At 38.1% G+C, this 17,186-nt stretch carries 17 protein-coding genes; 4 read left to right on the top strand and 13 right to left on the bottom strand.

Features of this window, described 5'->3' with window-relative positions; translation table 11 throughout:
• Window positions 1-3: 3 nt before the first annotated feature.
• Window positions 4-909, top strand: a complete 906-nt coding sequence (locus GX311_01265; protein ID NLK15008.1) for an urea transporter — start codon at window positions 4-6, stop codon at window positions 907-909.
• 49 nt (window positions 910-958) lie between these two features.
• Here the strand turns inward: GX311_01265 and GX311_01260 are convergent, their stop codons facing one another.
• The 13 genes from GX311_01260 to GX311_01200 all read right to left on the bottom strand — a co-directional run bounded on the left by GX311_01260 (window position 959) and on the right by GX311_01200 (window position 13,558).
• Window positions 959-1,561 (bottom strand): SagB/ThcOx family dehydrogenase, encoded by a 603-nt coding sequence (locus GX311_01260; GenBank protein ID NLK15007.1) that lies wholly within the window; start codon window positions 1,559-1,561, stop codon window positions 959-961.
• 195 nt (window positions 1,562-1,756) lie between these two features.
• Window positions 1,757-2,704, bottom strand: coding sequence for a putative sulfate exporter family transporter (locus GX311_01255; GenBank protein NLK15006.1), 948 nt, complete (start codon window positions 2,702-2,704; stop codon window positions 1,757-1,759).
• A 125-nt stretch (window positions 2,705-2,829) separates the two neighbouring features.
• On the bottom strand, window positions 2,830-3,711 hold the full coding sequence (locus GX311_01250) for a LysR family transcriptional regulator (GenBank protein NLK15005.1): 882 nt from the start codon (window positions 3,709-3,711) through the stop codon (window positions 2,830-2,832).
• Window positions 3,712-3,775: 64 nt separating this feature from the next.
• Entirely contained in the window at window positions 3,776-4,348 is a 573-nt protein-coding gene (locus GX311_01245; protein ID NLK15004.1) for a thymidylate synthase, read from the bottom strand.
• 73 nt (window positions 4,349-4,421) lie between these two features.
• Window positions 4,422-4,586 carry a hypothetical protein gene (locus GX311_01240; GenBank protein ID NLK15003.1) on the bottom strand — a complete coding sequence of 55 codons (165 nt, stop codon included), beginning with the start codon at window positions 4,584-4,586 and terminating at the stop codon, window positions 4,422-4,424.
• 31 nt (window positions 4,587-4,617) lie between these two features.
• Entirely contained in the window at window positions 4,618-5,178 is a 561-nt protein-coding gene (locus GX311_01235) for a hypothetical protein (GenBank protein NLK15002.1), read from the bottom strand.
• Between the two features lie 293 nt (window positions 5,179-5,471).
• Complete coding sequence (locus tag GX311_01230; protein ID NLK15001.1) at window positions 5,472-7,748, bottom strand: S9 family peptidase; 2,277 nt, start codon at window positions 7,746-7,748, stop codon at window positions 5,472-5,474.
• Window positions 7,749-7,851: 103 nt separating this feature from the next.
• Entirely contained in the window at window positions 7,852-8,433 is a 582-nt protein-coding gene (locus tag GX311_01225) for a DUF2812 domain-containing protein (GenBank protein NLK15000.1), read from the bottom strand.
• Between the two features lie 82 nt (window positions 8,434-8,515).
• Window positions 8,516-8,833, bottom strand: coding sequence for a PadR family transcriptional regulator (locus tag GX311_01220; protein ID NLK14999.1), 318 nt, complete (start codon window positions 8,831-8,833; stop codon window positions 8,516-8,518).
• A gap of 248 nt (window positions 8,834-9,081) precedes the next feature.
• Entirely contained in the window at window positions 9,082-10,542 is a 1,461-nt protein-coding gene (locus tag GX311_01215; GenBank protein ID NLK14998.1) for an MFS transporter, read from the bottom strand.
• A 103-nt stretch (window positions 10,543-10,645) separates the two neighbouring features.
• The gene (locus GX311_01210) at window positions 10,646-12,091 is read right to left on the bottom strand and encodes an MFS transporter (GenBank protein NLK14997.1); all 1,446 of its coding nucleotides are present in this window, start codon (window positions 12,089-12,091) and stop codon (window positions 10,646-10,648) included.
• Window positions 12,092-12,103: 12 nt separating this feature from the next.
• Complete coding sequence (locus GX311_01205; GenBank protein ID NLK14996.1) at window positions 12,104-12,880, bottom strand: hypothetical protein; 777 nt, start codon at window positions 12,878-12,880, stop codon at window positions 12,104-12,106.
• Window positions 12,881-13,192: 312 nt separating this feature from the next.
• Window positions 13,193-13,558: a DMT family protein gene (locus GX311_01200; GenBank protein ID NLK14995.1), complete on the bottom strand. Its 366-nt coding sequence runs from the start codon at window positions 13,556-13,558 to the stop codon at window positions 13,193-13,195.
• Window positions 13,559-14,039: 481 nt separating this feature from the next.
• Between GX311_01200 and GX311_01195 the strand changes: the two genes are divergently transcribed.
• Genes GX311_01195 through GX311_01185 form a run of 3 tightly spaced genes read left to right on the top strand, consistent with a single transcriptional unit; the run spans window position 14,040 to window position 17,018 of the window.
• A complete protein-coding gene (locus GX311_01195) occupies window positions 14,040-15,179 on the top strand; it encodes an acyl-CoA dehydrogenase (protein ID NLK14994.1) in 1,140 nt (379 codons plus the stop codon).
• Between the two features lie 18 nt (window positions 15,180-15,197).
• The gene (locus tag GX311_01190; GenBank protein NLK14993.1) at window positions 15,198-15,980 is read left to right on the top strand and encodes an electron transfer flavoprotein subunit beta/FixA family protein; all 783 of its coding nucleotides are present in this window, start codon (window positions 15,198-15,200) and stop codon (window positions 15,978-15,980) included.
• 30 nt (window positions 15,981-16,010) lie between these two features.
• A complete protein-coding gene (locus GX311_01185; protein ID NLK14992.1) occupies window positions 16,011-17,018 on the top strand; it encodes an electron transfer flavoprotein subunit alpha/FixB family protein in 1,008 nt (335 codons plus the stop codon).
• Window positions 17,019-17,186: the final 168 nt, after the last annotated feature.

Genomic DNA, 17,186 nt, shown 5'->3' with positions numbered 1-17,186 from the left:
AAGATGAGTTCGAAACTCAACTTCAAAAACAGTCTGCTTAGCAAATCCGCAACTGTTATCTCCATGATACTCAAAGGACTCGGGCAGATAATGCTTCAAGAAAACAGCATTACAGGCTTGCTATTCCTTGTCGGTATTTTCTATGGCTCGCTAACAATGGGCTTTGCTGCGCTTTTGGCAACCGTGTGTGGAACGGCTACCGCTTATCTGCTTAAATACGACAAAACGGAAATCAATAAAGGGCTTTACGGATTTAGTGCCGCATTGGTCGGCGTGGCGGTAATGCTATTTTTAAAACCTACGCTTTGGGCTTGGGCTATTGTGGTTGTTGGCTCGGCACTGGCGGCAATGTTGCAGCACTTTTTTATAAAACGGAAAATCCCTGCATTCACGTTTCCGTTTGTTTTGGTTACTTGGATAATACTCTTTATCAGCAACAACTTTTTCAGCGATTTATTGGCAACACCTATACCTGCTATTGCTCATTTAAGCGACTCACTGTCAGACGGTTTCAAGAGTTTCGGGCAAGTGATTTTTCAAAACAAATTAGTTTCGGGATTGCTCTTTTTTGTTGCTGTATTTATCAGCTCGCCCATCGCGGCTCTCTACGGACTTGCAGGGGCAATTGTATCCGCTATTATTGCTTTCGAGTTTTCGGCACCAATAGACGATATCAACCTTGGGCTTTACGGTTTTAACGCTGTTTTGTGTGCGATAGTTTTTGCCGGAAATCAAGTCAGAGATGGCATTTGGGTTTTGCTCTCGGTAGTGCTCTCCCTTGGCGTTAGCCTGTTGATGATAAAGTTCGGTTTTGTACAGCTTACATTTCCGTTTGTCTCGGCAACCTGGATTACCCTGTTTTTGAAAAGCAGACTGCAAAAAACAACAAAGCCAACCGATTCACAATAAATCAGTTGACTTTGTTTTGTTTGTTAGTATAACTTAAACTCCGTAATCACTATTTCGCGAAACCTACAGTTTGCGCTAACAGAACCTCTTGAGATTTAGACAGTTGCAACAGTTCGTGAACCTCTTCATTTTTGAAAGCTCCTCGTGCAACCGTTGCCAATCCCTCTGAAGCGCAATAGAGATATATGTTTTGCGAAATATACCCACAGTTTGTGTATGAGTATTGTTGACTTGCCGCTTTGTTCGTATCGCTAACAATCAGAATATTTAGCGGTGCATCATATACATAATCTTGTATCCCTGCGCTTTTTCTGTAATCGCCGGCTTTTACTAACGTAAGTTTATGCTCCTTCGCATTGTAAGAATAGACACCCTTTTTTGATATCACATAAAGCTCTAACTCCTGACGATTCATAGCCGTGGGAGCTGTTCGTTTGTCTTCTCTATTGAAGCCGTTGGCAGCCCACAGTAAATTAGATAATTGCTGATCAGAGAGATCTTTTTCTGAAAACGAGCGTGTTGATTTTCGTTCATTTAATGATTTCATCAAAGGTTGTCCGCCACTCCTGTCGGGGGCTGGTAATTTAATTTCTTGTGCGTTCATACCGTATCCTAAACAGATTAATAAAATGGTTAATAATGTTGTTCTCATATTAGTTGAGTTAAAAGTTAGTTAAGGTAGAGACAGGGCACGCCCTGTCTCTACAGAAAAATAGATAGCATATAATATGAACTAAATATAAGAATTTTATTTGAGAAATAAAAATGGTGTTAAAAGCAATGGCATTATAAAACTGAGTAACAGATGATTATATTATTAATTTTAAAAAACTTCGAAATATGAAACCTATCTCGTCAAGAAAAACAGCGAACCCACAGAAATTATTATCCACAGCGCGATACCGAGTATGAAACTACGCGGTCCCGATTTTTTGATTTCAGCAATGGTTATATTTGAGCCTATAAGGAAAAGTGCTACCACCATACCTCGGCGACCAAGCCAGCTGAAATGCTCGTAACTGCTTTGCATATCGGGAAATAGATAGGCAAAAATAATGGCTGCCACAAAAAACAGAATAAACCACGGAAAATTGATTGATTTTTTGCCACCAGACTTGTTCGCAAAAGCTATTATGAGCGACAACGGGACTATCCACAGGGCGCGGATTAATTTTACTGTTGTAGCTACTTGCAGGGCTTTATCGCCGTAAATGGCTCCTGCTCCCACCACCGAACTGGTGTCGTGAATGGCTATGGCAGCCCAATTACCAAATGCCTCTTGACTCAATCCTAATTGACTTCCTATTAATGGAAAAATAAAAAGTGCAACAGCGTTCAACACAAAAACGACAATCAGAGCGAATGAGGTTTGATAACTCTTACTCTTGATAATAGGCGCAACGGCAGCAATGGCACTTCCCCCGCATATTGCTGTACCAGAGGCAATAAGCAACGAGGTGTTTTTCTCTACCTTCAGGAGTTTCCCAAGTGCTATACCTAAAAACATCACTACGGTTACGGAGATTATGGTCTCAACAAATCCTGTTTTTGATGATGCAATAACATCGCTTAGGCTCATGCCAAATCCCATAAAAACAATTGATGCTTGCAGAGTTAATGATGTGTATTTATGCAGACTATCGTGCCTAATACCGATTAAAGAAAATACCAAACCGATAAATAGTGCAACGGCAGGCGAAATAAACGGCATAAAACATAGTGCAATTACTATGTAATAGAGCCACTGGCTATTTTTTAGAGTGTTCCAAATATTGAGGGAATTTGTATTTTTCATTCTGTACTTTTTTATTTTACAAAAGTACAGCCGCTCTATAATATAAGCAAATACAGAATTATTATTGCTAATAACTATATGTTATAGCGATTGAACATAGGCATTAACCATTATAAAAATTGGTATTAATACTGAAATAGAAAATTTTCAAATAGTTCCACTTGTCGGCTTTTGTGTCCATGCTTATAAGCAATACGGAACTTTCTGGAGATAGAAAACCCCGACACGTTAAGCCTTACGAGCGTTTTCATATAAAGTTCATTGCGGACGGCTTTCTCTGAGACGATAGCTAATCCGTCAAAATCTTGAAGAAAGTTTTTAATTGCCTCTGTGCTACCTAAATGGATATGTGTGTTTATATTTTCAAAGCCGATTTTTTGTCGTGCAAGCATCTCTTTTATAACTTCTAATGTGCCGGAGCCTTGCTCTCGTAGTACAATTGGAGTTTGTAGCAAATCCTCTTTCGAGATATTTTCGCGTTTGGCGTAAACGCTGTTTTTGCCTGTGACGACAATAAGCTCATCGTCCATAAAATCCTTGTAGCGAATGCCCGATTGAGAGGAGTGATTCTCGACCAAAGCCATATCTATTTTGTTGTCTAATAGCATCCTTTCCATCTCGAACGAGTTGCCGTTTATCAGATAGATTTTTATTTTTGGATACCGCTTATGAAACGATGCAATTACCTGTGGAATAACGTATTGCGAAATGGTTGAGCTTGCTCCAATAATAAATTCTCCCGAAACGCTGTTGTGCAGCTGCCCGATTTCAAAATCGAGATTGCGGTAGAGTTGGGCTATCTCTTTGTATGCGTTATAGACTTTTTTGCCCACTTCTGTAAGATAAACCTTATTCCCTTTCCGCTCGAAAAGATTGGTTTTATAACGCTCCTCTAACTCCTTAATATGCCGAGTAACAGCAGGTTGACTAATATTAAACTGATTTGCCGCCTTAGAAAAGCTAAGGTTCTCGGCTACCGACATAAAAACTTTATCTCTGTAATCCATAAAATAAAAAAGTAACAGTTTACTACAAATGTACTTAGCTAACAAGTATTTAGTTTCTCAAAATCTAATAATCCAACAATCTCCCATAATCACTCCAATTGCCGTACATCTTACCTTGCCTCGTTTTCTCGATAAAGTTTTTCAGCATCCTTTCGTAAGAAGTTGGATAATGTTGTTTATAGAATGCGAGATTTGACGCTCGTATTCTTTGATATAAAGGATGAAACGATTTGAACTTCGACCATACTCGTTCCTTTTTCAAAACAGTTTCCACATCTTTGTCAATTCTGAAACTTCGTACATCCATTTCCGGAAGTACTGCCCGACCGCTGTCCGTCATCAATCCCAACTTTTCAAGTCTTCGTACACGCTCTTTATTTAATTCTGTCCAATTACTATTCTTGCTTCTCGGCGAAAAACGTTGCATCTTTTTTCCATTAATTAATCTAATCGTGCTATCTATCCATCCGAAACACAAAGCCTCTTCAACTGCATCCAAATACCAAAAACGTGCATCATCAACAGTACGTCCTCTTTTAACAGAAACATAGCATTCACTTTCTGAAGATGAATTTTTCTCCAACCATTCTCTAAAATCTTGTTTGGTTGTAATTGTCAAGATGTTTTTATGTTTCATGAAATTGGTTTATGCGTACAAAGTCTTTAGCCGTTGACCTGTTTCCATTTTGGAAATAATCGGGCTTTCACTATTATTTCCTAAACTTCCTTTCCGCCAATTGACCAATATAGTAAAACACCAAAATAGGTATAAACATAAATTTTGCAGATTTTTCTAATAAGCCAAATTGATTAAGTGCTAGTAATAAAACAGCGATTACTAATATCACAATAATGTCAAATGTTCTTTTTTTCATATTTCTTGTTTTTATTATAAATACGTGTAATTCATTGTTGTTTCTCAATCTTTTTCATCAACTGTTCAGCCTTCTTTCTTGTTGCGTTTCTCTCCGATTTGGTCGCATTTTCTATAAACGTCATAACTGATTTGTTATTTTTTATGTCAGCAACAAACGGTTTGACTGCTTCCAAAACCTTCCCTGTCGCAATATTTTTACACTCATCAGTTTCAAAATTGTCTTTTGTGATTGATATTAATTCTTCAAGAATTTTTTCTCTAAAGTTGGGTTTGTTTTGGTAAATTAGTCCAAGAGCAAAAATAGAGTGATTGCAAGTGATAAGTATGCCTCCGTGAAGATGTTTAAGCAAGTCTGGGATTAAACTGTCTATTCTGTTGTCTTTATCTACTGCCGAAAGGTGTCCAATCAGATCAATTGCTGTCCATTTTAAAATATTGTTATCACTTGTCATCAGTTCAGCCCAATAATCAAGGTGTTCATAGAGGTGTTCGGGGTTTTTTGAACCGATTTTTATTAATTCTTTTGCAAATCCATATTTTATTTTTGGGTCTTTTGAATTTAGCTTGTCAAGGTCTGCTTTTGTGATCATTTTTACCTACTCTAATATTAATTTTGACTCTTTGGGTTTATTCACAATAGTAAAAGTACTACTTTTTTCTATAATACCGATTGGCATCTACTATAGTTCAAACTTCGCTACCGCTCTTTTGGACTATGTATCTGTAGCATCGGTATTTACAATTGTAAAATTTAAAAAAAATTGGACTATTTTTAAATTACAATTGGTATAAAATATTCAAATAAAAACCGAGAGTATCAATTCAATTGACACCCCCGGTTCTTGTTAACTTACTTTGTCTGAAGTAACTCTTCCGACTTTTACTACTTCAAATACTTTGCTAAAAATCCCATCATGGCTTTGTAGAAATCAATGCTATTTTCTTCGTGTGCAAAGCCGTGACCTTCGTTATATTTTACCATATAAGGAACATCTACACCTTTGGCACGAAGTTTCTCCACTATTTGGTCACTTTCGTTGATATTTACGCGTGGGTCATTGGCTCCTTGCACCACAAAGAGCGGCGATTTGATTTTATCAATCTGATACACAGGCGAAGCTTCTCTTGCAATGGCAGCTTCTTCTTCATTATCAACATCGTACCAGATTTCTTTTAGCATATCCAAATAGGGTTTCCAATATTCCGGGATGGATTTCAAAAAGGTAAAGATATTTGAAACGCCTACATAATCTACACCACAAGCATATAGGTCAGGAGTTTTCACTAATCCCATCAGTGTAGCATATCCACCGTGGCTGCCGCCGTAGATAGCAATTTTGTCCTTATCTACCCAGCCCTGTTCAATCACGTAGTTTACACCATCTTCCACATCATCCATAACTTTTCTTCCCACTTGCTTGAAGCCTGCCTTTAGGAACTCTTTACCATAACCGCCTGATATACGGAAGTTTACTTGAAGCGTTGCATATCCACGACTTGCAAAAAGCTGTGTTTCAGGATTGAAGCCCCAACTATCACGAATTCCTTGTGGACCTCCATGCGGATTTACTACCAACGGCACTTTCTTACCGTCCAATGCTTCTTTGGGTAAAGTAATGTAACCATGAATAGTCAGTCCATCGCGACTTGTGAACTTAATCGGACGCATCTCTGCCATATCAGCTTCTTTTAACTGTGGCATTAAGTCATAAAGCAGTGAGAATTTTTTGGTTTTATTATCGTATTGATAGTATGTGCCGTACAGTTTATCGCTTTGAACAACTATCAGGAACGTGTTTTCATCGTCATCCGAATCAACAACATAAAACTCTTTTCCGGCAAACTCCTTCTCCATTTGTTTTGTGAAACTTTTGAAGAATTTGCTGACAGGCGTGATAACATACTTTTCTCCATTGTATGCAAAATAGTCAATTTCATAATTACGTTTACGACTGCGGCTCATACCTGACACATCATAATCAGGATTAGAGAAAATTTCCTTTACAATGGCATTTTTCTTGAAATCATACAGAACAATACGAGCTTTGTCCGAATCAAGATTGGTAACCACATAAGCTTCATCTGGGTTTTTGCCGGCATAGTTAAAGCCTACAATACCAAAAGAGTCATACCATTTCATCTGTTTTACAAGTTTAAACTCTCCAGATGCCAAATCTTTGTACCACTGTTCAGACTCCACACCATTTACCAAGCGAGTATAACCGCGAAGGTTGCCATCCTTGTCAAAGTCGTAGCCTTGAATCGGGTTAGCAATGTCCTTATTTTCATAAAGTTGCTCAATCTCTCCAGTAATGATATTCAATTTGTAAGGTTCAAAAACTTGCTTGTTATTCTTGTTCATCATAACAATAACGTAATCTTTTTGATCTTTTAAAATGCTGATAATACCGGCTTGAACTCCTTCATAGGGTGTTAAATCAACGTTGTTTGAACCATCGACATTAACCGCATGAATGTGATATTGTTCGTTTCCGCCTTGATCCATCATATAAAGAAGACGTTCGTTGTTTTTCCAAAAATAACCGCGTATCAACTCCTCTTTTTCTTCCAAAATACGAGTGATTTTTCCGGTGGAAACCTCCTTAACATATACGTGCTGTTTAGTGCTTCCATCTTCCTTCTCACGGTAAGACATATATTTACCATCGGGTGAGAGTTGGAATGAACTTGCTTTCGGACGCGAAAAATAGTCTTCCACTTTGTACTTGTAATTACCTGCGTCATAAGCTACAAGTTTCTGCAATTCCTCTTCAGATGACACCAATTCGGGATTTCCGGGCAGTTTGCTTTCAAACTTATTCAAAGTCAACGGAAACTCTTGTCCCATCTGCTTGAAGGTTCCTTCAATGCTTTTGGCATTCATAGTTCCTTCATACGTAGCTTGCAAGGCTGCCATATTAAGGATTAATTTGCTACCATCTACTTCAGTTTTTTCAACCGGAATTCCTACTGCACCTTGCATCGGAATATCCAATGTTGTAGCATAAGTGCCATTATCTTCCGTAATATGGAAGATAAATTCTAATTCCATTCCTTGAACAGAAATAGCTCCTTTCCAATCACCAGCAAACTGCTGTGCATTTACCATCATAGTTGCTGAAATTAATGTGGCTAACAAGCCGATTCTCTTGATTTTCATGTTCTTAATTAATAAATAGTTTTACAATATGTTTAGTTATTTATATTTATCTTGGATTTAACGACATGTTTATTTATAACCACTTATCTTTATTAATTGTATTTTATACCCCTTCAATTATATATAATTCACGAATGTGTTTTTTTATTTTTTTAAAATTATTTCGCATAATTGGCATTAAGATTAAAGAAAGAACAGCAGCCGAAGCACCAATTCCTGTGAAAAAACCATTAAAAAAACTCACTATAGCAGATTCTGGTAGGTGACCGGTAATCAAAGATCCTATAAACGCAATTGACAGTAACAAGATAATTGTATTTCTGCTTGTGTGATAAATTTCTTCTACACGCAAAGAATGATTGATGTGACTTAAAGTTTTGTTGTCTGACGAAAATCCACCGTCAGCCGTTTTCTTTCGCAAAAAAATCCAATTTTTGCATTTCCCTACATTTTCAATATTAGCTTCTTTTAGGAAGTCAATGTAGTTTTTACTTTTGGGAGAATCGGGCTCTTCTTCAAGCAATTCTAATTTATAATCATATTCATTAGGCTCTCCCTTTTCAAAAAGATACTTGAAAGAACTACCTTTTATCAGCTGCCAGCCCTTTGCGGACATCTTATTCAGCCATTTTTCTTCTTTTTCATATTCCCAAACGAAGAATATTTTGTAAACTTTCTTTTTCATGTTTTTAATTTTTTAAGAACACATGAAACTTGCCATCAATTTGCAATTGAGAATTATCTCTAAATGGCTGTTTCATGAATAATTATTGTTTAATAATACTATTACCATTTCTTACTAATTCTTCCAAACGAGTAAGCTCTATCTTTGCCACTTCTTTGCCAAGCGAGGTAATCTCATATTCTTTTCTGCGACTACCCTCTTCTATAGGCAATTCGACAATCCATTTTTTTTCAAGTAAAGATGACAAAGCACCGTAAAGAGTTCCTGCGGAAAGTTTTAACCTACCTTCACTCATAATTTCAGTTTCCTGCATAATCCCATAACCATGCAGAGGTTTGTGCAGGACGAGCAGAATATAAAATACTGCTTCAGTTAATACAATATTTGTTTCATTTGTCATTATCGTTATGCGTTATATTGTTATTCGTTATATCGGTTAACGATACAAAGATAAACGATATATTTTAAAAAACAATAGTTTTAATGTAAAAAAATTAATTTTTATTATTTTTTAATTACAATTAGTATATTATAAGGCATGTAATTGTCAGGTTTTAAGCATTTTTTGTGTTTAATGTTGCTTATTAAAAAAAAGTGCCTTGACAGTATTTCACCACCAAGGCACGCAATTATTTATTTTATGATTTATTATTTATCTTTCTTAAGTTTTCCTCCGGATTTAGGAATAGTAATCATAATACTTACAATTGCCATTATAATCATCATCAAGTTTACACCTAATGCAATGGTTGCAGCTTGACGGATTGCCACGTTATCTTGTCTGCCAACAAAAGTAAGCACACCGTCCATCCAAGTGATATTATCTCCCACGTTTAGTGTTGCAAAGACCCCGGCTGAAATAGCTACACCAAATGCCGCTCCAAGCGATGATGCCATTTTATAAATTCCCGAGCCTGAACCAGCTTGTGATTCTGGCAAGTTAGAGAGTGCCGCATCTGTTGAAGGTGTTGCGTAAAATGCTAATCCTATACCGAAAAGTGTATAAGATATAATAGCTAAAATCTTGTACGTATCAGTCATCACGTTGGTAAACATCAACAGAATAATGGCAACGCCCACTATAAGCGACCCCCAAATCATCGGTTTGCGAGCTCCAAAACGTTGCAACAACTTTTCTCCCACGCGGATAAAGAGCACAATAGAGATTGCATAACCGAGAGTAAGAAGTCCTGCTGTTTTTGCCGTAAGATTTCCTCCCACTTGTAACAATGCAAGCGAAACAATTAACATTCCCGCAGTTCCGTTAAGCATAAAGTTAGATATTGTAGCACCTGTGAAAGTTAAGTTGTTAAAGAGCTTGAAGTCGATAAACGCACCATCTTTCCCTTTTTCAATTTTGAAGAACAGAAGCGCAAACACCACCGTTACCACGATAAGAGTCAGTCCTAATGGACTTGTCCAGCCAAACTCCGAACCTTTGCTTATCAGAAGTTGCAAGCCAATCATCGATAACATAAAGGTAATAATTCCACCAAAGTCGGTTTTTTTATTGTCTGTTACTTCTGCTTTGCTTTCGGGTGTATCTTTTATCATCAACAATCCTATAAGCGATATAGCTGCCGCAGCAAAGAAAATATAGCGCCATCCTATACCTACCATCAATCCACCGAAAAGTGCAGCGAAACCCGAACCTCCCCACGAACCCATTGACCAGAGACTAATTGCACGTTGGCGTTCAGCTCCCTCCCAATAGGCTTTTACGAGAGCCAAACTTGCAGGCATAATTGCTGCTCCGGAGAGTCCTTGAAAAATACGTCCTAATATCAATACTGCACTTGCAGCACCGCCTACAGGCGTAAATCCAACCAACAGCGATCCGATAATGCTAAAGTAAAATCCGTACTTTACCATCTTTACGCGACCGATTTTATCAGCCAAGCCACCAAACACCACAATAAAAATTCCCGAAAACAGCGATGTTATCGACACTGCAATATTCATCATCGATGATTCCATGCCTAGGTCTTTCGCCATATCCACATTGATATTGAGCGTTGTTTGGGCAAAAAGCCAGAAGGCTAACACTCCCAAAATAATACCAAACAAAAGTTTATCATTCCCTTTGTATTGAACCGATTTTGTTGTCATAATATGTAAAAATTATTTTGCCTAACCCTCTTGAAATCAAGGGGATTAGGCAAGGTTAATAAATTAAACTGTTTTTAGCGAACAAAAAGCTTTATTTCACACTTTATGCCTTCTTCTTGTCAGGTATGGTTGCAACAACCGATACAATTACCAAAATTGCCAAAAGCAGACAGAAAGCTAATCCTAACATTGCTCCTTGTCGAACAAGCACGTTATCTTGTCTGCCTATAAAATTAATGATTTTGCCCAACCAAGCAATTGGTTCAGTTCTGGAGACCACTGCCGTATAAATTCCTGCTGCTATAGCAACTCCAAAGCTTGTTCCAAGCGATGAGGCCATTTTGAAAATACCAGCTCCACTACCTGCCTGACTATCGGGCAAATTAGACAGAGCGGCATCAGTGGCAGGAGTTGCAAAGAAAGCTAAGCCCAATCCGAAAAGTGAATAGGCTATAACTGCCAATACAACGTATTGTCCAGTCATTATCTGTGTTTGCATAAGCAATATAATGGCTGCACAAATTATTAATGCACCCCAGATAATTGGTTTTTTTGCACCAAACTTTTGAAGAAGTTTTTCACCCACACGGATAAATAAAATTACGGTAATAGCAAAACCTAATGTTAGCAATCCCGCTTCCATAGCCGAGAATTGTGCCCCACGCTGCATCAATGTGAGAGAAACAATAAGCATACCTGAAGTTCCATTAATAAAAAAGTTTGCCAACGTAGCCCCAGTAAATATTTTATTTTTGAACAATCCAAAGTCAACAAAAGCATATGGTGATTTTTTTTCAACATAAACAAACAAGTAGCCAAATACTATTGTAATAGCAATTAAAACAATGGTTATCCAGTTAGTCCATCCAAGTTTGTTTCCGTTGGTTATGAAAATCTGCAACGCAATCATGGCAATCATAAATATTATGATTCCACCCCAATCAATTTTATATTTGCCAGCTCCTTCGCGCTTGTTTTCTGGCAGTTCTTTGGTCAAATATAGAGCAATAACAGCTACTATCACAGCGAAAAAGAAAATCCATCGCCAGCCAAGGCTTGAGGCAATAATTCCTCCTGTAAGTGAACTTAATCCCGAGCCACCAAATGTACCAATAGACCAAAGACTTATAGCACGTTGACGCTCTTTGCCTTCCCAGAAAATTTTAATCATACCTAAACTTGTTGGCATTACGAAAGCAGCGGAGAGTCCTTGCAAAGCACGTCCTATTAGAAGCATTGGTACGGCGAGGTCTCCTTTGGGAGATAATCCCACTAAGAGTGAACCTGCAATAGCCAAATATAACCCGACTTTAAAAGTTTTTACACGACCGATACTATCAGCTAATCCACCTATCACAACAATGAAAATCCCTGAAAACAGGGCAGCGAGTGATACGGCGATGTTCATTGTATTCGCATCCATGCCGAGCATTTCGGTCATCACGGGCGATACGTTCATCATTGAGTTGGCAAAAAGCCAAAATGTTAGAACAGCAAGAATAAAGCCTATAAGTACTTTATCTGTTCCTTTGTAAGTTGTTGTTTGCATTGTTTCAAGGTTTTATTTGAATGAATATGGAATTATTATGCTTGCACCAGCCTGAAATAGGAATACGTTAACAAGCGGATTGTAAGTGAATTTTGCAAATACGGGTAACGAAACTGGCTCGTAAAGTTTAAAGTCGTACTGTAACTTAAGTTCTAAGTTGTTAATGCCGGGTTTGGGTTCTTTACCATCTTTCATTACGGCCATTGTGTACAACCCTTTCGCGGGTGTCATACTTACACATCCCCAAATACTGAAAGCATTCCAACGATGCACGTAGGAAACTTCCCCGTATGAGGTGAAGTTTCTTTTTCCGTCAGCATTAGCATCCTTACCGGCTACAATTGTCGCCCACTTAAAAGTGAGAGGGAACCAAGGAAGCTGATAAGAGATTACCGCATCAACAAAGTGCTTTGATGTGGCAAGAGAGTAATCAAATGGATTGTGTGTCCACATAACCTTTCCGGGTGAATAGATGTCCCAAACGCCAACCCATAAGCCTTTTACTGGTGAGAACGATACCCACGGTATCACAGCCTTATAAACGTCATCAAAAGAGGCGGCAGTAAAGACACCCATGTTCCAGTTCTTATTAACAAACGCAACTGTTGGTTCAAAAGCAGGTGCACCGCCGAACAACCCCCCCTTGCCAATTCCACGCCAATGGTGTTGGGTAACGTATTGAGCGTTGCCTATCATTTTCCATGTTGAAGGCTTGACAGTATCTTCATCTGTTTGGGCAAAAGCCGTTGTACAAATAAGAGTAAAAAAGAGTAAAACATTTCTTTTCATATGTTCACGATTTTTAGTTTAATGTGATATGAAACTTACGCGCAATAATCACTTTATTTTGTATCAAGGTTTAATTGGCATATTCGTTTCATAGATGTAGTTGTCGATATGAATGAATATTTGTAATACTTTTCACAATATAGCTCTCTGTTTTTATTGTGAAAGTAGTTTTATTTTAACTGTTCTTGAATTTGTTTTTCAACACGAACATTTTCGCAATAAATGTATAGTTTTTTTCTTTAAGATGTGATTCTCGAAGCAATTTTTTTAACTTTAATTTATTGTTTGAACTTATATTTTCTTTAAATAACTCTATCCTTTAAAGATAAAATAGACCGCCAACACCAACAGCACAAAGCCTATGATGTGGTTGGGTTTTATTTGCGACTGAAAAGCCACATAAGAAAAAACCATAAACACTACAAGTGTAATAACTTCTTGTAACACCTTTAGTTGTACCAAAGAGAACGGTCCGCCATTATTAACAAAACCAATTCTGTTTGCCGGAACCTGAAAGCAGTACTCGAAAAAAGCAATGCCCCAGCTAAAAACAATAATTCCAAACAACGACAATTTGCTAAACCACGAATATTCAGAGAGTTTCAAATGTCCGTACCATGCAAAAGTCATAAAAATATTAGAGCAAATAAGCAATCCAATAGTAAGAAAAGCTTTCATACAGTTTTTAGTTAAAAGTTTGTGATTAAAAACAGACACAAAAGTAGTAAGTTTATGAAACCAGACAAGCTGGAATCATTCTGTTTACTATCTTTAATATGTGTTGTTTTACCTATAGAACATATAAATTATAACAACTAAGTAAATATCAGCATCTTCAAAAAAAAGAATTTTAAGTTTTTAGTTATAATGACTGATGTTGGTTATTAATTTTATTTATTTTGGTTTTGCCGTTTCTCATTATTTTCATGGTTTTCATGATTTAAAATTGTAATTTTGAAGTCAACTTTTGGCATGGAGATTGGTTATTACCTAATCTGATTTTCGTCAGAAAATGTTGCACAATGTCACTTCGCATATTTACTATTGAAGTGCGCTATTTTTTTGTGCAATCGCCAAACACTCAAATGTCTAAACGACTGAAAAAGAGACACTTAAAAACAATGATAGTTTTATATATTTATAAATTACAATTTACGCTATGGACTTTAATTTAACAAAAACAGAAGAACTTTTTCTGAAAATGATTCATGAGTTTTCAGAAAAAGAAGTTAAGCCATTAGCCGCCGAAATTGATGAGCAGGAAAGATTTCCCGCGGAGACGGCAAAAAAAATGGCGGACATAGGTTTAATGGGCATTACCGTGCCAAAAGAGTATGGCGGTTCGGGCGGTTCAAATGTAATCTATTCAATGGCTGTTGAAGAGATTTCACGCGCCTGTGCAACAACGGGAGTGCTACTTTCGGCTCATATTTCACTGTGCGTTGCACCAATTTTTGAGAACGGCACCGAAGAGCAAAAACAAAAATATTTGCCAAAGCTATGTAATGGCGAATGGATTGGAGCTTTTGGATTAACCGAGCCAAATGCCGGTACAGATGCATCAGCACAACAAACAACAGCTGTTGAAGATGGCGACGAGTATGTGTTAAATGGAAGCAAAATCTTCATAACCAATGCAGGACATGCTCACGTTTTTGTCATTTTTGCGATGACCGACAAATCACAAGGAACGAGAGGCATTTCAGCTTTTATTGTTGAGGCTGGAACAGAGGGCTTTACAGTTGGTCGCGAGGAACACAAATTGGGTATTAGAGGTTCTTCAACTTGTGAACTTATATTTGATAATTGCAGAATTCCAAAAAGCAATCTGTTAGGCAAGTTAAACAGAGGTTTTAGTATTGCAATGAAAACGTTAGACGGCGGACGAATTGGTATTGCCTCACAAGCTCTTGGCATTGCTCAAGGTGCTATTGATGAGACAGTTAAATACACAAAAGAGAGAAAGCAGTTTGGACGTAGCATCTCTGCTTTCCAAAACACTCAGTTTCAAATGGCTGACCTTTATACAAAAGTTCAGGCATCAAGATTACTTGTTCGTTCTGCTGCGTTTAAGAAAGATACCAAAGTGCCATACACTGTTGATGCTGCAATGGCTAAGCTCTTTGCTGCCGAAACAGCAATGGAAGTTACTACCAAAGCCGTGCAATTCCACGGTGGATATGGATATACACGCGAATATCCTGTTGAGAGAATGATGCGTGATGCGAAGATTACCGAGATTTACGAAGGAACATCAGAGGTTCAACGTATGGTTATCGCTGCTAACCTTTTTAAATAATTTTTATACTTTGTTACCATGAATATAGTTGTTTGCATAAAACAGGTGCCTAACACCAACGAAATCAAGATAAATCCTGAAACAGGGACACTTATCAGAGAGGGTGTTCCAAGTATTATGAACCCCGACGACAAAAGCGGTTTGGAGCTTGCACTACAGTTGAAAGACAGACACGGTGCTCACGTAACCGTTATCACAATGGGACCTCCCCAAGCCGATGTTATGTTGCGCGAAGCCCTTGCAATGGGTGCAGACCGTGCTATCTTGCTAACGGACAGAAAATTTGCCGGAGCTGATACTTTAGCAACATCAAACGCATTGGCTGGCGCACTTAGAAAATTGAAATTTGACCTTGTAGTCGCTGGTCGTCAGGCAATTGACGGCGATACAGCACAAGTTGGTCCGCAGATTGCCGAACATTTAGATTTGCCACAAGTATCGTATGTTGCAAGTTGTACACTCAACAACGACCGCTCGGTTAATATTAAAAAAGAGAATGAAACAGGTTATCAAATCCTAAAAGCACAACTGCCTTGCTTGCTTACGGTGCTTGCCACAGGATTTAAACCACGATACATGAGCGTAAGCCGAATAATGGAGGCATACGACAGGGAAGTTGAAATTTGGACTGCCGACCAAATTGACGTTGACGTAGAGAAACTCGGACTAAAAGGCTCGCCCACAAAGGTTGCAAAATCGTTTGCAAAAGGCGTTAAACAGGCTGGCGAACAGTTCGAAGTTGATGCTGAACAAGCAGTGGCAATCATCATTAGCCGACTGAAAGAGAAGTTTATTATTTAATCATCGGAGCACTTTTAAAATAATTGAAAAATGAATAATCAAGATAATCAAAATGTTTTTGTTTTTATAGAACAGCGAGGTGGGGAAATCTCGAAAGTTGCACTTGAGTTGCTTGGTAAAGCCACTCAACTTGCTGGCGCACTGAAACAAAAGGTTGTTGCTATGCTTGCAGGGCACAACGTAAAAAACAGTGCACAAAAATTGATTGAATATGGCGCAGATATCGTTCTAATTGCTGATCACCCTAACCTCGAACACTATCTAACTGAACAGTATACACAAGCAATAGGGCAAATGATTACCAAATACAAGCCCAACATTGTGTTGTTTGGCGCAACAACCATAGGTCGCGACCTTGCACCACGCCTGTCTGCACGCTTAGCGACTGGTCTTACAGCCGACTGTACAAAACTTGAGATTGACGAAGAGGGTAAATTTCTTATGACACGTCCTGCCTTTGGCGGAAACCTTATGGCAACGATTATTTGTCCCGACCATCATCCGCAGATGTCAACCGTTCGCCCTGGCGTAATGCAGAAAAATGTTGCCGACAAGTCACGCAAAGGCGAAGTAGTTGATTTTAAGGTTGAGTTCGACAACTCAAAATTTAAAGTTGAGATTGTTGAGAACGTTACCGAAACCAAAAATAAGATTGATATTGCAGACGCAAAAATTCTTGTCTCTGGTGGACGTGGTGTTGGTTGCCACGAGGGATACGAGAAACTCTACGAACTTGCAAAACTGTTGAAAGCCGAGAGGTCGGCATCTCGCGCCCTTGTTGACGCAGGTGTTGCAACCCAAGATCGACAAGTTGGTCAAACAGGTAAAACGGTTAGACCTGACCTCTACTTTGCTATCGGTATTTCCGGAGCAATTCAGCACCTTGCAGGAATGGAAGAGTCCGATTATATTATAGCTATCAACAAAGATAAGTTTGCACCAATTTTCGGCGTTGCCGATTTGGGTATTGTTGGCGACTTGTGCAAAATAGTTCCACTATTAACACAACGTCTTGCAGACGAATTGGCTGATAGATAATATTTAAGCTAGATAAAAATAAAAAGCCAACTAACTTAGAATAAGTCGGTTGGCTTTTTTGTTTGTCACCAAAACAAGCGGACTCGCAATTTGTTTGCAAACAAATATTTATGCATCCGTGTCGCCTATTTCACGCATGTTCAATCATTTCATTAAAAATTGTTGAGT

This window comes from Bacteroidales bacterium (assembly GCA_012519055.1).
GTDB lineage: Bacteria > Bacteroidota > Bacteroidia > Bacteroidales > Salinivirgaceae > JAAYQU01.
Note: the sequence above shows the minus strand (reverse complement) of the source record. Positions and strands in the feature narration are given on the sequence as shown.

Excerpts from the sequence above, each read along its gene's own strand:
- GX311_01265 (NLK15008.1), top strand. The coding sequence starts at position 4 with ATGAGTTCGAAACTCAACTTCAAAAACAGTCTGCTTAGCAAATCCGCA.
- GX311_01260 (NLK15007.1), bottom strand. The coding sequence starts at position 1,561 with ATGAGAACAACATTATTAACCATTTTATTAATCTGTTTAGGATACGGT.
- GX311_01255 (NLK15006.1), bottom strand. The coding sequence starts at position 2,704 with ATGAAAAATACAAATTCCCTCAATATTTGGAACACTCTAAAAAATAGC.
- GX311_01250 (NLK15005.1), bottom strand. The coding sequence starts at position 3,711 with ATGGATTACAGAGATAAAGTTTTTATGTCGGTAGCCGAGAACCTTAGC.
- GX311_01245 (NLK15004.1), bottom strand. The coding sequence starts at position 4,348 with ATGAAACATAAAAACATCTTGACAATTACAACCAAACAAGATTTTAGA.
- GX311_01240 (NLK15003.1), bottom strand. The coding sequence starts at position 4,586 with ATGAAAAAAAGAACATTTGACATTATTGTGATATTAGTAATCGCTGTT.
- GX311_01235 (NLK15002.1), bottom strand. The coding sequence starts at position 5,178 with ATGATCACAAAAGCAGACCTTGACAAGCTAAATTCAAAAGACCCAAAA.
- GX311_01230 (NLK15001.1), bottom strand. The coding sequence starts at position 7,748 with ATGAAAATCAAGAGAATCGGCTTGTTAGCCACATTAATTTCAGCAACT.
- GX311_01225 (NLK15000.1), bottom strand. The coding sequence starts at position 8,433 with ATGAAAAAGAAAGTTTACAAAATATTCTTCGTTTGGGAATATGAAAAA.
- GX311_01220 (NLK14999.1), bottom strand. The coding sequence starts at position 8,833 with ATGACAAATGAAACAAATATTGTATTAACTGAAGCAGTATTTTATATT.
- GX311_01215 (NLK14998.1), bottom strand. The coding sequence starts at position 10,542 with ATGACAACAAAATCGGTTCAATACAAAGGGAATGATAAACTTTTGTTT.
- GX311_01210 (NLK14997.1), bottom strand. The coding sequence starts at position 12,091 with ATGCAAACAACAACTTACAAAGGAACAGATAAAGTACTTATAGGCTTT.
- GX311_01205 (NLK14996.1), bottom strand. The coding sequence starts at position 12,880 with ATGAAAAGAAATGTTTTACTCTTTTTTACTCTTATTTGTACAACGGCT.
- GX311_01200 (NLK14995.1), bottom strand. The coding sequence starts at position 13,558 with ATGAAAGCTTTTCTTACTATTGGATTGCTTATTTGCTCTAATATTTTT.
- GX311_01195 (NLK14994.1), top strand. The coding sequence starts at position 14,040 with ATGGACTTTAATTTAACAAAAACAGAAGAACTTTTTCTGAAAATGATT.
- GX311_01190 (NLK14993.1), top strand. The coding sequence starts at position 15,198 with ATGAATATAGTTGTTTGCATAAAACAGGTGCCTAACACCAACGAAATC.
- GX311_01185 (NLK14992.1), top strand. The coding sequence starts at position 16,011 with ATGAATAATCAAGATAATCAAAATGTTTTTGTTTTTATAGAACAGCGA.